Origin of the sequence: Iodidimonas gelatinilytica (assembly GCF_008579125.1) — a bacterium.
GTDB classification, from domain to species: Bacteria; Pseudomonadota; Alphaproteobacteria; order Sphingomonadales; family Rhodothalassiaceae; genus Iodidimonas; species Iodidimonas muriae.
Genome location: NZ_BKCL01000001.1, coordinates 476,920 through 494,721 on the forward strand (window position 1 = coordinate 476,920; position 17,802 = coordinate 494,721).

Here is a 17,802-nt window from a genome sequence, read left to right on the forward strand (position 1 = left end):
AGCAATCCTGGTGATTTTTTCCAAAAAAAACCCGGAGGCAAATATGCCACCGGGCTGGATTGTTTCATGCCCGTCGCCTAAAAATCAGACGCCGGCGGCCGCTTTCACTTCTGCAGCGAAATCGGTTTCTTCTTTTTCCACGCCTTCACCCAGCGCAAAACGGCTGAATGCGGTCAGTGTAATGGGGGTTCCAGCCGCTTTGGCCGCCGCTTCCACAACCTGTTCAATACGGTTTTCACCATCCACAACAGAAACCTGACGCAGCAACACCACTTCTTCATAGTATTTGCGCATACGGCCTTCGATCATCTTTTCGATGATATTGTCCGGCTTGCCAGAAGCGCGCGCCTGATCGCTGAAAATGGTTTTTTCACGTTCGATCAACTGGGGATCAAGGTCTTCCACCGTCAGGGATTGCGGAGCCGTTGCCGCCACATGCATGGCAATATGCTTGGCCAAGGGCGCCAAAACATCCTCCGAAGCACTCGATTGCAGCGCCACAAGAACGCCGATCTTGCCAATGCCATCGGAAACCGCGCCATGGACATAGCTGCCCACATAGCCTTCGGAGACTTCAAGCGCAACAGCGCGACGCAAGGACATATTCTCGCCAATCGTGGCGATCAGATGCGTGACCTGCTCTTCCACTGTGCGGCCTGCGCCCGGAAAGTCGCTGGCTTTGATGGCATCCACATCGGAACCCGCAGCAAGCGTAATTTTGGCAACTTCGCCCACAAAGCCCTGGAACTGGTCGTTACGGGCGACGAAATCGGTTTCCGAATTCACTTCAACCATTGCGCCGCGCGTACCGTTTGCAACAACGCCGATCAGACCTTCAGAGGCCACGCGACCGGATTTCTTGGCAGCAGCTGCCAGACCTTTTTTGCGCAGCCAATCGATGGCGGCTTCTACATCGCCGTCATTTTCACCCAGCGCTTTTTTGCAATCCATCATGCCCGCACCGGTTTTTGTGCGAAGCTCTTTCACCATTGCAGCTGTAATTCCAGCCATGTTCTCTTCCTCGAGTCTTATCCTGATAGGGTCGAAGGGGCGGCACGGTTTTCATGCGCGCCCCGTATGGAGCCTTATTCGGCACTTGCCGGAGCGGCATTTTCTTCAGAAGGCTGCGCGCTTTCGACAAGGGCTTCTTCAACCGGCGCTTCTTCCATGGCACCGATATCGGCACCGCTGGCACCGAGCTGCTCGGAGATCCCATCAAGAATGGAAAGCGCCATCAGGTCACAATAAAGTTTGATGGCGCGGGTGGCATCATCATTCCCCGGCACAGGGAAAGACACGCCATCCGGATTGGAATTGGTATCAACCACGGCCACCACGGGGATGCCAAGGCGATTGGCTTCTTGAATGGCAATTTCTTCACGATTGGTATCAATGATGAAGATGAGATCAGGCAGACCACCCATATCGCGAATACCGCCCAAAGACAGTTCAAGCTTATCGCGCTGGCGGGTCAATTGCAGGCGCTCTTTCTTGGTGAAGCCAGTTGCCGTATCGGCCAAACGCTCATCAAGTTGTTTCAAACGCTTGATCGACTGGGAAATGGTCCGCCAGTTGGTCAGCATGCCGCCAAGCCAACGATGGTTCACATAATATTGCCCGGACCGACGAGCCGCATCGGCCACGATCGGGGATGCCTGACGTTTGGTGCCAACGAAAAGCACGCGGCCACCACCGGCGACAACATCGCGAACTTCTTTCATTGCACGTGCAAGCAGGGGAACGGTTTTCGACAAATCAACGACATGAATGCCGTTACGATCACCGAAAATATACGGCCCCATCTTGGGATTCCAACGATGGGTTTGATGGCCGAAATGAACGCCAGCTTCCAAAAGCTGACGCATGCTGAATTCTGGCAGCGCCATAGGTCTCTCTCCTTTACCGGTTCGTCCTCCATGGGCCAAAATATCTCTGAACATTCAGAAACACCGGATGGCGGGAAATGACCTGCGGGTCACCCTGCCTTGCGGCCCATGTGTGGAATAAGCGTGGCCTATATCGGTCCGCCTCGGATTGCAAGGGAAATCGCACCAATGAAGGGCCGTTCTGTCATAATCCGATACCGATAAGTTATCCCCAGAGTTCACAGCTGTGGATAAGAATAACGGGGACAAAGCGCAAAAGGGCTCAATTTATCTTCACTGTTTCGATGCTTCATGGCATCTGTCATGGCTATGACCGAATATACTCAAAACATGACCCACAGCGACGCACGAGACAGCGCCGCTGATGACACATTGGATTATCGCCAGCCTCCCAGCAATCTGGAGGTCGAGCAAGCGCTGCTCGGCGCCATGCTGGTAAACAATGAAGCCGCCGAACAGGTGCGTGAATATCTGCACCCGGAACATTTTTTTGAACCGGTACATGGGCGCATCTATGAGATGATCCTGCGGCTCATTGACCGCGATCATACGGCAGACCCCATCAAGCTGCGGCCATTTTTCGATAAAGATGAAGCCCTTGCCGACATGGGCGGCGGTGCGTATCTGGCGCGCTTGGCCGCATCTGCCGCAACCATCATCAATGCGGTGGATTATGGCCGAACCTTGCGCGATCTGGCGCTCCGCCGCTCGCTGATTTCTGTCGGCAATGAAATGGTGATCAGCGCCTATGACGCCGACCCTGCGGATTCGGGCGAGGGACAATTGGAAGCGGCGGAATCGAAACTGTTCGATCTGGCGCAAACAGGAAGTGCCGGCACCTCTTTCACGCCTTTTCGGACCGCCGTCTATAAAGCCTTGGAAGCGGCAGAAGCCGCATATAAAGACCCGGATAAAATTTCCGGCGTATCCACGGGGCTGAAAGCTCTGGATGCGCAAATTGGCGGCCTGCATCCCACCGACTTGCTGATCCTGGCCGGGCGCCCGGCCATGGGGAAAACCTCGTTGGCAACCAATATCGCCTTCAATGCCGCCAAGCGCTGGCTTGATGACCGGGACGCCGGGGTGGATATGAAACGCACACGCGGCGCGGCGGTGGCCTTTTTCTCGTTGGAAATGTCGGCGGATCAGCTTGCAGCCCGTGTGGTGGCGGACCGCGCCAATATCAAATCCGAAGAAATGCGCCGGGGCCGCTTGACCGATTCCCAATTTGAAGATCTGGCCCGCGCCGTGCGGGATATCGAAAATTTACCGCTTTATGTAGATGATACCGCCGCCCTTTCCATTGCCGGGGTTTACACCCGGGCACGGCGATTGAAGCGGCTGCACAATATCGGTCTGGTGATCGTCGATTATCTGCAACTTCTAAGCGGCTCGACGCGCTCGGAAAGCCGGGTACAGGAAATCTCGGAGATCACCCGTGGCCTGAAAGCCTTGGCGAAAAAGCTGGAGGTGCCGGTGATGGCGCTGTCCCAGCTTAGCCGTACGGTGGAAAGCCGTGAAAACAAACGCCCACAACTTTCGGATTTGCGTGAATCCGGCTCTATTGAGCAAGATGCCGATATCGTGATGTTCGTCTATCGTGATGAATATTATAAAGAGCAGCAAAAGCCCGATGAAGGTGATGAAAAAAAATTCGCCGAATGGGTGGACATGATGGAGCGGTCACGAGGATTGGCCGAGGTGATCGTGGGCAAGCAAAGACATGGCCCCACCGGCACCGTGCGCCTGCGCTTTGCCAAGGAAACCACCCGCTTCACCGATGAAGCGGTTCCCGAATATACCGCCGACAGATTTGAATAAGGACGGGAGGCTGTACAAAAAAGGCACAGTCGCGTGAATTGACCCATGCCAAGCGGTCCTCTAAGGTCGCGCGCACTTATGATCGAATTCTGTCCGCATGTCGGCCCTATCCTCGGATTTTTACGGCTTATGTATCTTATCTCTGTTGCCAGGTCTGGCCTTTCATTCAATGGCTTGCACCGCACACTTCATGAAAAGGATGTGCTGTGAACTTTTTTGCCACTGTTGGTCGCTTCACCCTTGAAGCGCTGGCGGCATTGGGCCGTCTTGCCATTTTCGCCGCCAATTCGGTCCGTCATGTGCTGCAACCGCCGTTCTTTTTGAAGAATATCGGCCAACAGATGATGGTCATCGGATATTATTCCTTACCTGTGGTGGGGCTGACCGCCTTATTCACTGGCGCCGCTTTGGCCCAGCAAATCTATGTTGGCTCCGAGCGATTCAATGCCGAAAGCACCATGGCGGCTGTTGTAGTGATCGCCATTGTGCGCGAGCTTGGGCCCGTGTTGGGGGGCTTAATGGTCGCGGGGCGGGTCTCGTCTGCCATGGCCGCCGAAATCGGCACCATGCGGGTGACAGAACAGATCGACGCTTTGGTGACACTCTCCACCGATCCCTATAAATATCTGGTGGTGCCGCGCCTTCTGGCCGGACTCGTCACCCTGCCCCTTCTGGTGATCGTTGCCAATACCATCGGCGTGTTTGGCGGTTTTCTGGTGGCAACTCAACGGCTTGGCTTTAATCCGGGTAATTATCTGGTGGCCACCATGAATTTTCTGGAAACCACCGATATTGTATCGTCCTTGGTAAAAGCCGGGGTTTTCGGGCTGATCATTTCGCTGATGGGCTGTTATCACGGCTATCATTCTTCCGGTGGCGCACAAGGCGTGGGACGGGCCACCACCAATGCGGTTGTGTCGGCCTTTATCCTGATTTTGCTGGCCAATCTCATCATCACCATCACGGTGTTTCAATCATGACGCAAACTCCCAAAATTGAATTAGCTGGTGTCAAAAAGCGCTTTGGCTCCAAAGTGGTTCTGGATGGTGTCGATCTGACGGTCCTCAAAGGCGAAAGCCTTGTGGTCATTGGCGGATCGGGCACCGGAAAATCCGTTTTGCTAAAATGTATTCTGGGGCTTTTGCGCCCGGAAAGCGGCATGATCCGTATCGATGGCAAAGATGTGCTTCGCCAGTCCCATAAGGAACGCAAAGCCCAAATGGCCAAATTCGGGATGCTGTTCCAAGGGGCGGCGCTGTTCGATTCCCTGCCCGTTTGGGAAAATGTGTCCTTCGGCTTGATGAAGGCACGCGGCATGAAGCGCAATGAGGCCAAAGAGATCGCCATTGAAAAGTTGCAACGGGTTGGCCTTGCTGCGGATGTGGCCAATTTGCACCCCGATGAACTGTCCGGCGGCATGAAAAAGCGGGTGGGATTGGCGCGGGCCATTGCCACCGAACCGGACATTATCTTTTTTGACGAGCCAACCACCGGGCTTGATCCCATCATGGCCGATGTGATTAACGATCTGATTGTCGAATGTGTACGGGATCTGGGGGCCACCACCGTCACCATTACCCATGATATGGCCAGTGCGCGGAAAATCGCCGATCAGGTGGCCATGCTTTATCAGGGCAAGATCATCTGGCAAGGTGCCAAGGAGCAGGTGGATAACAGCAACAACGCCTATGTGGATCAATTCATCCACGGGCGCGCTGACGGGCCGATTAAGATGGCCGTTCGGTCGGCCTAGGGCGGCAGCGCCAACTGATTTCCCTTCTTGCCGGATAAAGTGCTGCGATTGGCGAAAATACACTTGCGATACAAGAACAAAACGCTAACATTTAGATTATGGCGAAAACACAGACACAATTTATCTGCCAATCTTGCGGGGCGGTTTATCGCAAATGGCAAGGCCGCTGCGACGATTGCGGCGAATGGAACTCCATCACGGAAGAAGTCAGCCTTGGTGCATCCGGGCGGCCCAAAGGCCTGGGCGGCAATCGAGGCCGCAAAGTGGATCTGGTGGATCTTGGCCAACCGGCGGACAATCCGCCCCGCCTGCAAAGCGGGCTGGCGGAATTCGATCGCGCTACGGGCGGTGGTCTTGTGCCCGGCTCGGCGCTGCTGATCGGCGGAGATCCGGGTATCGGCAAATCCACATTATTGCTGCAAGCCATGGCGGCGCTTTCCAATGCCGGACATTCTTGCGTCTATATTTCTGGCGAAGAAGCCACGGCACAGGTGCAGATGCGCGCCGATCGTTTGGGGCTGAGCAAAGCGCCATTGGCTTTGGGCGCGGCCACCAATTTGCGGGATATTCTTACCACGGTGGATGGGGCCAAACCGCCCGCGGTGCTGGTGGTCGATTCCATCCAGACCGTATTTGTGGACAGCCTCGATTCAGCCCCCGGCACCGTGGCGCAAGTGCGGGCATGTGCTGCGGAATTGATCTCCTTTGCCAAATCCCGCGGCACCATCATATTGATTGTCGGCCATGTAACCAAAGACGGCCAGATCGCCGGCCCCCGCGTTTTGGAGCATATGGTGGATACGGTGCTCTATTTTGAAGGTGAACGCGGTCACCAATATCGCATTTTAAGAAGTGTCAAAAACCGCTTTGGCGGCACCGATGAAATTGGCGTTTTTGAAATGACCGGCATGGGCTTGGCCGAAGTATCCAACCCTTCCCAACTGTTCTTATCGGACCGTTCGGCCGAGGTGGCGGGGTCGGCAGTGTTTGCGGGAATTGAAGGATCGCGCCCCGTTCTGGTGGAAATCCAGGCGCTGGTGGCGTCCAGTTCGGCGGCCAATCCGCGCCGCGCCGTTGTGGGCTGGGATTCCGGTCGCTTGGCCATGGTCTTGGCGGTTCTGGATGCCCGATGCGGCCTTGGGCTGTCCTCTTCGGATATTTATCTCAATGTGGCGGGCGGCTTAAAAGTGGGGGAACCTGCGGCGGATTTGGCCGTTGCCGCTGCCCTTGTATCGTCACTTTCCGGTGTTCCTGTCCCTGCTGAAACCGTTATTTTCGGAGAAATCAGCCTATCGGGCGATGTGCGCCCCGTTACACAAGCGGAAGCTCGATTGAAAGAAGCCGCCAAGCTTGGCTTTTCCCGCGCTTTGGTGCCAGCCAACACCAAAGCCGGTGGCAATAATTTAAAGCTGAATAGCTGTGGGCGCTTACAAGATCTGGTGTCGGTGTTTGCAGACGGTGAAATGGTGTAAGCTTATGAACTGGCATCGACTGCTAAACGAGTGCCAGAACAGAATGATGGGTTAATCTGGGCCATCGGGACCGGCCGGTCCGGCATGTTGATTGATACCGCAGGGAAGACCATGAGCGAAAGTTTGACTGCCTTTGATGTGATTGTGCTGCTGTTCGTGGGCGGTACGGTGCTCTATGCGGTGTTTCGTGGCTTTACCACCATGTTATTGACAGTTGCCGCATGGTTCGGCGCAGTGCTGATCACGCTTTATGGCATGCCCTATGCGTCCGGTTTCGCCCGCGATTGGATCACACCGGCCACATTGGCGGATTTCATCGCCCTCCCCTTATTGTTTATCGTCAGTCTGGTGCTTTTAAAACTGATCGCCGGATTTATCGGATCAAAAGTGCGCTCAGGGCCCGCCGGTTTTCTCGATCGATCCCTGGGCGCGGCTTTGGGGCTGTTTTTGGGGGCTGTTCTGGTGTCTGCCACATATTTGTTCTTTTCGTCCGTGGTGGGGGAAAAGCGCTATCCCCAGTGGGTGCAAGAGGCGCGTTTGAAACCTTTAGTGGCCTACGGGGCAAGCATGCTTGCCAAAACCGGACCGGATATATTCCGCGCGGTGAAAGACGATCCAACCGGCGATGCGCTGCTGGATCAGATGCGGGAAAGCTATGATCAGTCAAAAGACCGTCTGCGCGATGCAGCCGAGCCCGCCTATGAAGAGGCGCAACGGCGTTTGATGAATCAAAAATTCGAAGAACTTTTGAAAACAAAAGAACAAAATGAGGAAGATGGCGGCGACTGATCGACCATATGGGGAAAACACCTTTCCACAGGCGCACTCAAAAGCTATATGAAGGCAGACTTTGGACCCTCCAACCAAATCAGGGGCCGCACCGGACATGAGCCACCAATCGCAATGTCGTCCGCTTTCTACGCATCCTTTCGATGATGATAAGCTCCATGAAGAATGTGGTGTTTTCGGAATTTATGGCACAGAAGATGCCGCTGCCCATTCCGTTTTAGGGCTGCACGCCTTGCAGCATCGCGGGCAAGAGGCCGCCGGTATCACCGCATTCGACGGCAAGCAATTTGTCACCCAGCGACAATTGGGCCTTGTGGCCGATAATTTCACCAGTGAAAAGCTGATCGGAACCTTGAAGGGCGACGCGGCCATTGGCCATGTGCGCTATTCCACGGCGGGCGGCAGTTCCATACGCAATGTGCAACCCTTGTTCGCGGATCTGGCAACGGGCGGCTTTGCCGTTTCCCATAATGGCAATCTCACCAATGCGTGGCATTTGCGCCGCCAGCTCGTAAAGCATGGCTCTATTTTCCAATCCACATCCGATAGCGAAGTCATCATTCATCTTGTGGCCACCTCGGGCTGTCATACCTTATTGGACAAATTGATCGATGCCCTCCACAAGATTGAAGGGGCTTATTCTCTTGTCACCCTTACCCGCGAAGGACTTATGGGGGTGCGCGATCCATTGGGTGTACGGCCTTTGGTGCTGGGGAAACTGGGCGATGCTACATCCTGTGCTCGGAAACCTGTGCGCTGGATATTTTGGGCGCCCGCTATGAACGCGATGTGGAGCCGGGCGAAATTGTCATCATCAATAATAATGCCGGGGTGCCGACAATCCGCTCCATCAAACCGTTCGAGCAATGCAATCCGCGCCCTTGTATCTTCGAGCATGTTTATTTTTCCCGTCCCGACAGCCTTGTGGACGGCCTGTCCGTTTATGATGTGCGCAAACGCATTGGCGCGGAACTGGCCCGTGAAGCAGCCGTTGATGCGGATGTGGTGATCCCCGTCCCCGATTCAGGCGTCCCCGGAGCCATCGGCTATGCAGCCGAATCCGGGATTCCCTTTGAACTGGGGATTATTCGCAATCACTATGTGGGTCGTACCTTCATCGAACCGTCGGACCAAATCCGCCATCTGGCGTACGTCTCAAACACAATGCCAATCGCTGGCAGATTGATGGAAAGCGCATCATTTTGGTGGACGATTCCATCGTGCGCGGCACCACATCCTTAAAGATTGTCGATATGATGCGGCAAGCGGGCGCGCGCGAAGTGCATATGCGCATCGCCAGCCCCCCAACCCGACATAGCTGCTTTTATGGTGTCGATACGCCGGAACGGTCAAAGCTGTTGGCGGCCCGTATGGATATCGAGAGATGTGCCGCTATATCCATGCGGACAGTTTGGCCTTTGTCTCCATTGATGGGCTTTACCGGGCCTGTCAGCACGAAAATGGCCGGCAAATGGACCGGCCAAGCTATTGTGACGCCTGCTTTACGGGCGATTATCCGACGCATTTGACCGATCAAGATCAAGAGCCCGATTTAAAACAAAGGGCAGAAATCACCGCTTTAAACTAACGGGAATATCTTTATGGGACGATTGACAGGCCGCCTTGCCGTAGTCACTGGCGCATCGCGGGGTATTGGATATGCCGTGGCCAAGGCGCTGGCATCGGAAGGGGCGCATATTATTGCCATTGCCCGCCCCCGCAGCGTTGGCGCTTTGGAAGAACTGGATGATGACATCCGCGCTTTGGGCGGGGAAACCACCCTGACGCCAGTAGACCTGACCGATTATGACGCCATCGACCGGCTGGGTGCCGCCATTTATGAACGTTGGGGCAAATTGGATATTCTGGTGGGCAATGCAGGCTTGCTGGGATCGCTTTCCCCCCTTGGGCATTTGGATATCAAGGAATGGGACAAGGTGATGGCGGTGAATGTGACAGCCAATTGGCGGCTGATCCGCAGCCTTGATCCGCTATTGCGCCAATCCGATGCCGGACGGGCCCTGTTTGTAACCTCTGGGGCAGCCCATAAAGCGGTTCCTTATTGGGGGCTTTATGCCACCAGCAAAGCCGCTTTGGAAAAAATGGCCGAAATTTATGCGGCAGAATGTGCAAAAACCAATGTTCGGGTGAACCTGATCAATCCCGGCCCCATCCGCACCGGCATGCGCGCCAAAGCCTTCCCCGGAGAAGATCCGGATCTTTTGGCAAAGCCCGCCGATATTGCACCGCTTTTCGTGGAAATGGCCTGCCCGGATTATACGAAAAACGGCACAATCGTTCATTATAAGGATTGGGCCAAAGCCTCTTAAGCGTCGGTGCTGCTGGCAGCGAATATATACGGCCCCCCAGCTTTTAAGGCGCGTTTGAAGGCTGGGCGGGCATGAATACGTTTCAAATAAGCGGCAATATGGGGATAGCTGCCAAGGCCTGTGCTGCTGGCGGCGATTTCCCCAATAAAGCTGAGCATGAAATCAGCGGCGCTGAGCCTGTCGCCCATGATCCAGTCTTTCCCCTCAAGAGCCTGGTTCAAATAGCCCAGCATCTTGTCCATCTCGCCCGCAATACGCGGCTGCAAAGGGGCCACAGCCTCACCCAGTTTTCCACAATAAAGCCCTAGCAAAAATGGCAGCATGGCCGAGCCTTCGGCAAAATGCATCCATTGCTGATGCTCCCAATAGGCCGCGCTGTTTTGAGGCGGGGTCAGAACGCCCTTACCATAAAGCTGCGCCAAATAGTCCACAATGGCACCGGATTCCGCGATCACCGTGCCATTATCCACAATAACCGGCGATTTCCCCAGCGGATGAATGGCGGCCAGTTCAATTGGTGCAAAGCGGGTTTGCGCATCACGTTCATAGCGCACCACTTCATAAGGAACGCCCAGTTCTTCCAGCAGCCACAAAATACGTTGCGAGCGGGAATCGCTTAAATGATGAAGCGTAATCATATCAGTTGTGTCCCATTAACGTAGAACATGAGATAAACGAGACGCCCTGTTGTCAAATCATGACCAAACCCGGGGCCTGCTGCATGCCAGAACCAAGGGCGTAATAATATTAATCGATTATAGCGCATGGGAATCCGCATAGTTCTTTCCCATTTACTACTATCATTAGAATGAGGAATCACAATTTCATTATATATATCCTGGAATGATTGAAGGTTAGCGGCTTTTAGCTGATCAGGCGTAATGGGAGCGCAATCTGTATTTGTTGGTTTATGTCGAAAAAAATCGGTTCCCCCTTGGCAGTCTTCTGGACGGCTCAAATACAAAATACCGGACCAATGACACTGTGGATCTATGTGTATATTGCCCTCACCTTGATCTCCTTCCAGAGAAAGCCTGAACTTCCCATGACCGGTCCCCTGGACGGGCCGTAAAGGCTCACCAACGTGACTCGATACTTCTTGGTCAAGGCCGTCTATCAGCAGACGCTTCTCAGAATTGCGGCCGGGAAAATAAGTTTTAGATTCAGGAAATGGATAATCTAAGGACAAGGCAGAATTACGCACCTCATCAGCATTCGCAAGAAAATCATCCACGATCACGAATGATTTAGGCATAATATTTCATCCCTCCAAAAGTATCGGAACCAAGAACTTCCTACAATCTGTTCTTTTTTAATCTAGAACAAATTATATATTTAAAACTGACATCACGCACGCGCTCGCAAGGCGGCATTCAGCGCCAAGCGGCCCCACTCATCCATATCATCCGCATCATCCAGAACACTTTCCGGTGCCTGATAATAAGACATGGTTGCAAAGGTGCCGTCCTTCTTGGGATAGTGAAATGCCTTTAGATCTTCGGCTTCAAACCGGGCGCGGTTTTCATCATCCACTTTCAAATAGAGCGCATCATCAATGGCGATGGCAAAGAACAGATCATCGCAATAAAAGCCAACGCCGCCAAACATGCGCTTGCTGCGAATGATGCCCAAAGGCTCCATCCGCTCTTTCAACAGCTCTAAAAACTCCGATGAAACGGCCATTATGCGCCTGTCATTCTAGGGTGCCGGGGGTAAATGAATGGTCAAACCATCAAGCTCGGGGCTGACAGTGATCTGGCATCCCAAGCGTGATGTTGCGGTGACATTGGGGGCAAGATCCAGCAGATCATCTTCATCGGTGCCCATTTGTGGCAGGCGGGCAAAATCCGCTTCGGAAAAAATCATATGACAGGTGGAACAGGCCAGATTGCCGCCGCATGCGCCTTCCACATCAATGCCTTCAAAATGCGCCAGCTTCATCAGCGATATGCCGATGGGGGCCTTCACTGTCCGGCTTTCCTTGCCATCGCTGGAAACGAAGGTGAGTGTTACCATGCGCCTACCCCATGTTCCTTCTTGTCCCAACCCAGTTCCGTAAGGGCTGTGATAACCGTTCGAGCGGCGAAATCAATTTCTTCCGGCGTGGTGAAGCGCCCGATTCCGAAACGGATCGAGGACAAGGCATCTTTGCGGCTGCGGCCAATGGCTTCCAATACATAAGACGGGCCAGAAGTGGCCGAGGCACAGGCCGCCCCCGACGACACTGCCAGATCGCGTAACGAGGATAACAAAAGGTCCCCATCCACCCCGGGAAAGCTGAGATTGATATTACCCCAAAAACGCGCGTGGCGATCACCGTTCAAAATCACCTGCGGGAACGCCTGTTCAATGGGATGAAGAAAGCGTTTGGCCAAATCATTAATATGCGCTTGATCGGACTGCATCCGGGTTTTGGCTATGCTGGCAGCCTGCCCCAGTCCCACACATAAAGCCGGTGACAAGGTTCCGGAGCGCACACCCCCTTCCTGCCCACCACCCGCCATTTGCGGCACAAAGCGCACCCGTGGCCGCGCCCGACGCAGATAAATGGCCCCGATGCCCTTGGGGCCGTAAATTTTATGGCCCGAAATGCTCATCAAATCGATATTCATTCCATCCACATCCAACGGGATCTTTCCAAATGCCTGCGCCGCATCACAATGGAAATAGACCCCGGCCTTTCGGCACAGCGCCCCGATCTCGGCCACCGGTTGGATCACGCCAATTTCATTATTGACCGCCATCACAGACACAAGCGCCGTATCGTCGCTTAATGCCTGAGCCAAAAGATCCAGATCGATAAGCCCATCGGGTTTCACCGGCAACCAGGTAACCCGCGCTCCGTGGCGGGTGACCGCCTGCGCGGATTCCACCACGCATTTATGCTCTGTCACCGGTATGATCAGATGAGGTTTTTGCGCACTTAACGCTTCCATCACGCCTTTGATGGCCAGATTATTGGATTCCGTTGCTCCCGATGTGAAGAAAACCGATTTTGCATCTGCATTGATAAGCCCGGCTACAGATTTGCGCGCTTCTTCAACCGCGGCCTCTGCCTCCCACCCATAGCGGTGGGTACTGGAATGAGGATTGCCAAAGCCTTCGACAAACCAGCGTTGCATGACTGTGAACACCTTGGGATCCAGAGGCGTGGTGGCCTGATAGTCCATATAGATGGGGGTTTTGGGTGCCATGATACCAGTTCTTTGCGTGAAAGATTAAACCAATGTCCCCAACCGGCGTTGGCTGCGTTGGTAAAGCCTGCACCAGCAAGATACAAAACGCGCCACATCTGCATCGCTGGTGTTGCGGCCAAGACTAACGCGGATGACTTGACTGGAAAGCGTATCATCACAGCCCATCGCCTTGAGCACATGGCTTGCACGCACCTTCCCCGATGAACAAGCAGAGCCGGAACTGATGGCGATCCCTTCAAGATCAAAGGTCATCACCTGCGTTTCGGCCGACATGCCGGGCATATATATGGCGCTGGTATTGGCAATCCGCGGCACCGATTGCCCGAAAACACGGGCATCCGGTGCATTTTCGATGATGGCCGCTTCCAGATCATTGCGGCGTTTTTCAATGGCGCCATTTGTTTCAAGATGCGCCAAGGCTTCACGGGCCGCTGCGCCAAAGCTGGCAATGCCGGGAAGGTTTTCCGTGCCGGACCGCCGCCCCAATTCCTGCCCGCCGCCAACCGCTTGCGCCGCAATCGCAAGGCCGGGTCGCACCCATAAGGCTCCCACGCCTTTCATGGCACCAAGTTTATGCCCCGAAAGGCTGATACAATCCGCACCCAAGGCCGTGCAATCAAGGGCAATACGCCCTGCTGCCTGCACCGCATCACAATGCAGTACCCCACCAGAAGCCTGCACTTTTTCGGCAATATCGGCGATAGGTTGAATGACGCCGGTTTCATTATTGGCCAGCATGATCGAAACGATGGCCGGTTCAGACGATTGCGCCAAAAGCTCCTCAAAGGCCGCAAGATCCACCATCCCATTGGCATGCACCGGACATATCTGCACATTTGAGCTTATGGCACGCGCCGAAGCCAGAACGCTGTCATGCTCGATGGCGGAAACAATCAGCCGCCGATATGTTTTCGACCCGGCATAGAGCCCCTTGAGCGCAAGGCCATTGGCTTCCGTGCCGCCAGATGTGAAAACAATATCGCGCGGTCGGGCCGCCAGAAGGCTTGCCACCTCTGCACGGGCTTTTTCAACCAACGCCTTCGCCGCCCGCCCTTCTTGATGCACGGATGACGGATTGCCCAAAAGCATCATGGCATCCACAGCAGCGGCCCGCGCTGCAGGCGTGACAGGGGCAGTGGCATTATAATCGAGATAGAGGCGATCTTTCATCATAGGTTTGAAATGGCACGCCCACCGCCATATTTCAAAGGCAAATATCCAGTTTCAGAGCCAAAACACGCCGATAACTTGCGCAGGGGCTGTTTGGGGCTATATAAAGACCTGATCAGGGGCAGATTTGCCCTTTTGCCCGGAATTTTGGGGCGATTCCTTGAATTGGCCCTTACTGAGAGAGTCCACCCCCTTATGCCTGACGTGATTTTTAACGGCCCCGAAGGCCGTCTTGAAGGCCGTTACCAGCCCGGTAAAACCCCCAATGCCCCGGTTGCGCTGATTTTGCATCCTCATCCGCAATTTGGCGGCACCATGAACAATAAAGTGGTGTACCACCTGTTCCATGCCTTTGCCCAACGCGGTTTTGCAACGCTGCGCTTCAATTTCCGAGGTGTTGGCCGGTCGCAAGGCGAATTCGACAATGGCATTGGCGAACTATCCGATGCCGCCGCCGCGCTGGATTGGCTGCAAACCTTCAACACCGATGCCCCCGCCACCTGGGTTGCCGGTTTTTCCTTCGGGGCATGGATTTCCATGCAATTGCTAATGCGCCGTCCTGAAATTCAGGGCTTTATTTCTGTGGCTCCCCCCGCGGATAAATATGATTTCACGTTCCTGGCCCCTTGCCCGTCTTCGGGCCTTATGGTTCAGGGCACGGCAGATGATATCGTCGCACCGGCTTCGGTACAAAAGCTGATTGAAAAACTGAAACAGCAAAAAGCCATCACCATCGATCAATCCATCATCGAAGGTGGCGACCATTTCTTCGAAGGAAAACTGGAAGAAATGATCGGCGAGGTGAATGCCTATCTCGACAAGCGCCTGCTGAATGAAGCATTATCATCCGGGGGATAGCCAATGCCCCCGGATGGCCTTTCATTCCTTCATTTCAGACGCGGTTTGAAAAGCTGCCCGCCAGTCACGGGTTTTGAAACGCCAGTGGTGCCGGGCCAACTTAGAGGCAGATTTTCAACGCTGCGCACTGCCAGATAGGCAAAGGCTTCGGCCTCTAAAAAATCACCATTCCAGCCAAGGCTTTCCACTGTCGTCACATGCCCATGAAGCTGCTGGCGCAAGCCATCCATCAGCGTTTCATTAAAGCGTCCTCCGCCGGTGACATACCAGCATTGCGGCGGTCTGGGAAAATGCTCTTGCGCCGCCTTGATGGCCTCAAGAGTGAAGGCGGTCAATGTTGCGGCTCCGTCTTCTGTGGATAATCCGCGCACCCCTTCCGATGCGAAGGCATCCCGATCCAAAGATTTTGGCGGAGTTTGCATGAAAAACGAATCCGACATCAATTGCAGGACGATATTTTCATCCACATCTCCGGCTCCGGCGATCCTCCCACCTTGATCAAAGGCGTATCCTGTTTCGGCAAGAATCCAGTCATCGATCAAGGCATTTCCGGGGCCGCAATCAAAAGACAAAAGCGGTTCTTCATCTGCGCCGATCCATGTGACATTGGATACCCCACCGATATTGAGCACCACAGCCGGACAGCAGCGGTCATCATTGCTCAGCCGGGCTTTATGATAAGCGGGCGCCAAAGGCGCACCCTCTCCGCCTTGGGCCACATCATTGCTCCTGAAATCACCCACCACCGCAATTCCTGTGGTGTCGCAAAGAGCTTGGCCATCACCCAATTGCCATGTCAATCGCTGCTGGGGGGCATGATAAACTGTATGCCCGTGAAAGCCGATAAGGTCGATGGCTTCAGGGTTTAGAACCGCTTTTTCTATCAATTTATGAACGGCTTTGACATGAAAATCCGTAAGAGATTTTTCAACATCACGCAGATCTTCTGCGGTTTTTATTCCATAAAGGCGGGCTTGTTCCACGGCCTGTGCCAATTGCGCACGAAAGGCAGCATCATAGGGCAAGAAAAGCGTTTCCCCCGGCTCGACAAAATGGCGGCCATCGGTCCGGACAAGAGCCGCATCGATCCCGTCGCGGGAGGTGCCGCTCATTAATCCAAGAGCCAGATAAGGCTTCGCCCTGCCTGCTCTGTCTGCCATGTGATGTCCTTTCATTGCCTCGGGGCTGCAGACCATGTTAGATGGCTGCACGTTTTTTACCCCCACAATATTTGGCAAGATCGACACCCGATGGCGAGTTTTAAATCAGATCTCATGCGCGTTCTTGATGAACGTGGTTTCTTGTTTCAGGCAACCGATGCCGAAGCCCTTGATGCCTTGGCGCAAAAACAAATACTGCCGTGTTATATCGGCTTTGATTGCACCGCCCCTTCTTTGCATGTTGGGTCGCTGGTGCAGATCATGATGTTGCGCTGGGTGCAGAAAACCGGGCATAAGCCCATCGCTTTGATGGGCGGTGGCACCACCCGTATCGGCGATCCCACAGGCCGCGACGATGCCCGGAAATTGCTAACAGATGATGACATCGCCCAAAATATGGCGGGGATCAAAACCATCTTCTCCCGGTTGATTGATTTCAACGACAGTGAAACCGGCGGCATCATGGTGAACAATGCCGATTGGCTGGATGGCTTGGAATATGTGCCCTTCCTGCGCGATGTGGGTCGCCATTTCACCATCAACCGTATGCTGACTTTCGATTCGGTAAAGCTGCGGCTGGAACGTGAAACCCCCATGACGTTCCTCGAATTCAATTATATGATCTTGCAAGCCTATGATTTCGTTGAATTGGCCCGCCGATATGGCTGTCGTGTGCAGCTTGGCGGCTCCGATCAATGGGGCAATATCATCAATGGGATCGAGCTTGGCCGCCGCATGGAAGGCCGGGAATTGCTGGGCCTTACCAGCCCGCTGATCACCAAATCCGATGGCTCGAAAATGGGCAAAACGGCCTCTGGTGCTGTGTGGCTGAATGAAGAAGCCCTGCCCGCCTATGATTATTATCAATTCTGGCGCAACACGCCGGATGCGGATGTGGGACGATTTTTGCGCCTGTTCACCGAATTGGATCTTGGTGAAATTGCCAAATTGGAAGCCTTGGGCGGCGCAGAAATCAACGAGGCCAAGAAAATCCTCGCCTTTGAAGCAACCCGCTTGGCGCGTGGGGAAGAGGCCGCAAAGCAGGCTGGCAAAACAGCGACAGAAACCTTTGAACAAGGGGCAAGCTCGCAAGGATTGCCAACCGTACATATTGATGGGGCACGCTTTGATGCGGGCATGGGGGTGCTTGAGCTGTTTGTGGATGCGGGTCTTGCGGCATCCCGCAAAGAAGTACGGCGCTTGATTGCACAAAATGGGGCGCGCCTCAATGATGTGCCGATTTCCGACGAAGCCTATCAGGTCACGGCATCGGATTTCGATGGCGATGTGGTGAAATTATCGGCAGGAAAAAAGCGCCATGCTTTGGTGATGAAGTCCTGACATAAGCGTATAAAGCACCCATATT

17 protein-coding genes and 1 pseudogene are annotated in these 17,802 nt (G+C 54.2%); 9 read left to right on the top strand and 9 right to left on the bottom strand.

Annotated features, from left to right (window positions below; genetic code table 11):
- Window positions 1-84: 84 nt before the first annotated feature.
- Window positions 85-1,011: a translation elongation factor Ts gene (gene tsf, locus JCM17844_RS02140; protein ID WP_149999430.1), complete on the bottom strand. Its 927-nt coding sequence runs from the start codon at window positions 1,009-1,011 to the stop codon at window positions 85-87.
- Between the two features lie 74 nt (window positions 1,012-1,085).
- The gene (gene rpsB / locus JCM17844_RS02145) at window positions 1,086-1,886 is read right to left on the bottom strand and encodes a 30S ribosomal protein S2 (protein WP_149999431.1); all 801 of its coding nucleotides are present in this window, start codon (window positions 1,884-1,886) and stop codon (window positions 1,086-1,088) included.
- Window positions 1,887-2,189: 303 nt separating this feature from the next.
- Here rpsB and JCM17844_RS02150 point away from each other — a divergent pair, with 303 nt between their 5' ends.
- From JCM17844_RS02150 to JCM17844_RS02180, 7 genes and pseudogenes are all read left to right on the top strand, one after another.
- Window positions 2,190-3,707 (top strand): replicative DNA helicase, encoded by a 1,518-nt coding sequence (locus tag JCM17844_RS02150; RefSeq protein WP_210431181.1) that lies wholly within the window; start codon window positions 2,190-2,192, stop codon window positions 3,705-3,707.
- A gap of 206 nt (window positions 3,708-3,913) precedes the next feature.
- Window positions 3,914-4,687, top strand: coding sequence for an MlaE family ABC transporter permease (locus JCM17844_RS02155; protein ID WP_149999432.1), 774 nt, complete (start codon window positions 3,914-3,916; stop codon window positions 4,685-4,687).
- Window positions 4,684-5,460 carry an ABC transporter ATP-binding protein gene (locus tag JCM17844_RS02160; RefSeq protein ID WP_149999433.1) on the top strand — a complete coding sequence of 259 codons (777 nt, stop codon included), beginning with the start codon at window positions 4,684-4,686 and terminating at the stop codon, window positions 5,458-5,460. Before JCM17844_RS02155 ends, JCM17844_RS02160 begins: the two co-directional genes overlap by 4 nt.
- Before the next feature lie 98 nt (window positions 5,461-5,558).
- Entirely contained in the window at window positions 5,559-6,932 is a 1,374-nt protein-coding gene (gene radA, locus JCM17844_RS02165) for a DNA repair protein RadA (protein WP_149999434.1), read from the top strand.
- A 111-nt stretch (window positions 6,933-7,043) separates the two neighbouring features.
- Window positions 7,044-7,721, top strand: coding sequence for a CvpA family protein (locus JCM17844_RS02170; protein WP_210431182.1), 678 nt, complete (start codon window positions 7,044-7,046; stop codon window positions 7,719-7,721).
- Window positions 7,722-7,818: 97 nt separating this feature from the next.
- Window positions 7,819-9,309: pseudogene (gene purF, locus JCM17844_RS17065) on the top strand (amidophosphoribosyltransferase).
- A gap of 13 nt (window positions 9,310-9,322) precedes the next feature.
- Window positions 9,323-10,051, top strand: a complete 729-nt coding sequence (locus tag JCM17844_RS02180) for an SDR family NAD(P)-dependent oxidoreductase (protein ID WP_210431185.1) — start codon at window positions 9,323-9,325, stop codon at window positions 10,049-10,051.
- Here the strand turns inward: JCM17844_RS02180 and JCM17844_RS02185 are convergent.
- The 6 genes from JCM17844_RS02185 to JCM17844_RS02210 form a co-directional block, all read right to left on the bottom strand.
- Window positions 10,048-10,689 carry a glutathione S-transferase family protein gene (locus JCM17844_RS02185; protein ID WP_149999437.1) on the bottom strand — a complete coding sequence of 214 codons (642 nt, stop codon included), beginning with the start codon at window positions 10,687-10,689 and terminating at the stop codon, window positions 10,048-10,050. The two genes, JCM17844_RS02180 and JCM17844_RS02185, sit on opposite strands and share 4 nt — an antisense overlap.
- On the bottom strand, window positions 10,686-11,306 hold the full coding sequence (locus JCM17844_RS02190; protein WP_149999438.1) for a DUF6445 family protein: 621 nt from the start codon (window positions 11,304-11,306) through the stop codon (window positions 10,686-10,688). The genes JCM17844_RS02185 and JCM17844_RS02190 overlap by 4 nt, the downstream gene beginning before the upstream one ends.
- A gap of 92 nt (window positions 11,307-11,398) precedes the next feature.
- Window positions 11,399-11,734 carry a TfoX/Sxy family protein gene (locus JCM17844_RS02195; RefSeq protein WP_149999439.1) on the bottom strand — a complete coding sequence of 112 codons (336 nt, stop codon included), beginning with the start codon at window positions 11,732-11,734 and terminating at the stop codon, window positions 11,399-11,401.
- 15 nt (window positions 11,735-11,749) lie between these two features.
- Window positions 11,750-12,067, bottom strand: coding sequence for a 2Fe-2S iron-sulfur cluster-binding protein (locus JCM17844_RS02200; RefSeq protein ID WP_149999440.1), 318 nt, complete (start codon window positions 12,065-12,067; stop codon window positions 11,750-11,752).
- Complete coding sequence (locus tag JCM17844_RS02205; RefSeq protein WP_149999441.1) at window positions 12,061-13,245, bottom strand: cysteine desulfurase family protein; 1,185 nt, start codon at window positions 13,243-13,245, stop codon at window positions 12,061-12,063. Before JCM17844_RS02205 ends, JCM17844_RS02200 begins: the two co-directional genes overlap by 7 nt.
- Window positions 13,246-13,269: 24 nt before the next feature.
- Complete coding sequence (locus JCM17844_RS02210) at window positions 13,270-14,421, bottom strand: cysteine desulfurase family protein (protein WP_210431186.1); 1,152 nt, start codon at window positions 14,419-14,421, stop codon at window positions 13,270-13,272.
- A gap of 192 nt (window positions 14,422-14,613) precedes the next feature.
- On the opposite strand from JCM17844_RS02210, the gene JCM17844_RS02215 reads away from it, so the two are divergent.
- Window positions 14,614-15,276 (top strand): alpha/beta hydrolase, encoded by a 663-nt coding sequence (locus tag JCM17844_RS02215; protein ID WP_149999442.1) that lies wholly within the window; start codon window positions 14,614-14,616, stop codon window positions 15,274-15,276.
- Window positions 15,277-15,305: 29 nt separating this feature from the next.
- Here the strand turns inward: JCM17844_RS02215 and JCM17844_RS02220 are convergent, their stop codons facing one another.
- Window positions 15,306-16,436, bottom strand: a complete 1,131-nt coding sequence (locus JCM17844_RS02220; RefSeq protein ID WP_149999443.1) for an anhydro-N-acetylmuramic acid kinase — start codon at window positions 16,434-16,436, stop codon at window positions 15,306-15,308.
- Between the two features lie 90 nt (window positions 16,437-16,526).
- Between JCM17844_RS02220 and tyrS the strand changes: the two genes are divergently transcribed.
- Window positions 16,527-17,777, top strand: a complete 1,251-nt coding sequence (gene tyrS / locus JCM17844_RS02225; protein WP_149999444.1) for a tyrosine--tRNA ligase — start codon at window positions 16,527-16,529, stop codon at window positions 17,775-17,777.
- The last annotated feature ends 25 nt before the right edge of the window (window positions 17,778-17,802 follow it).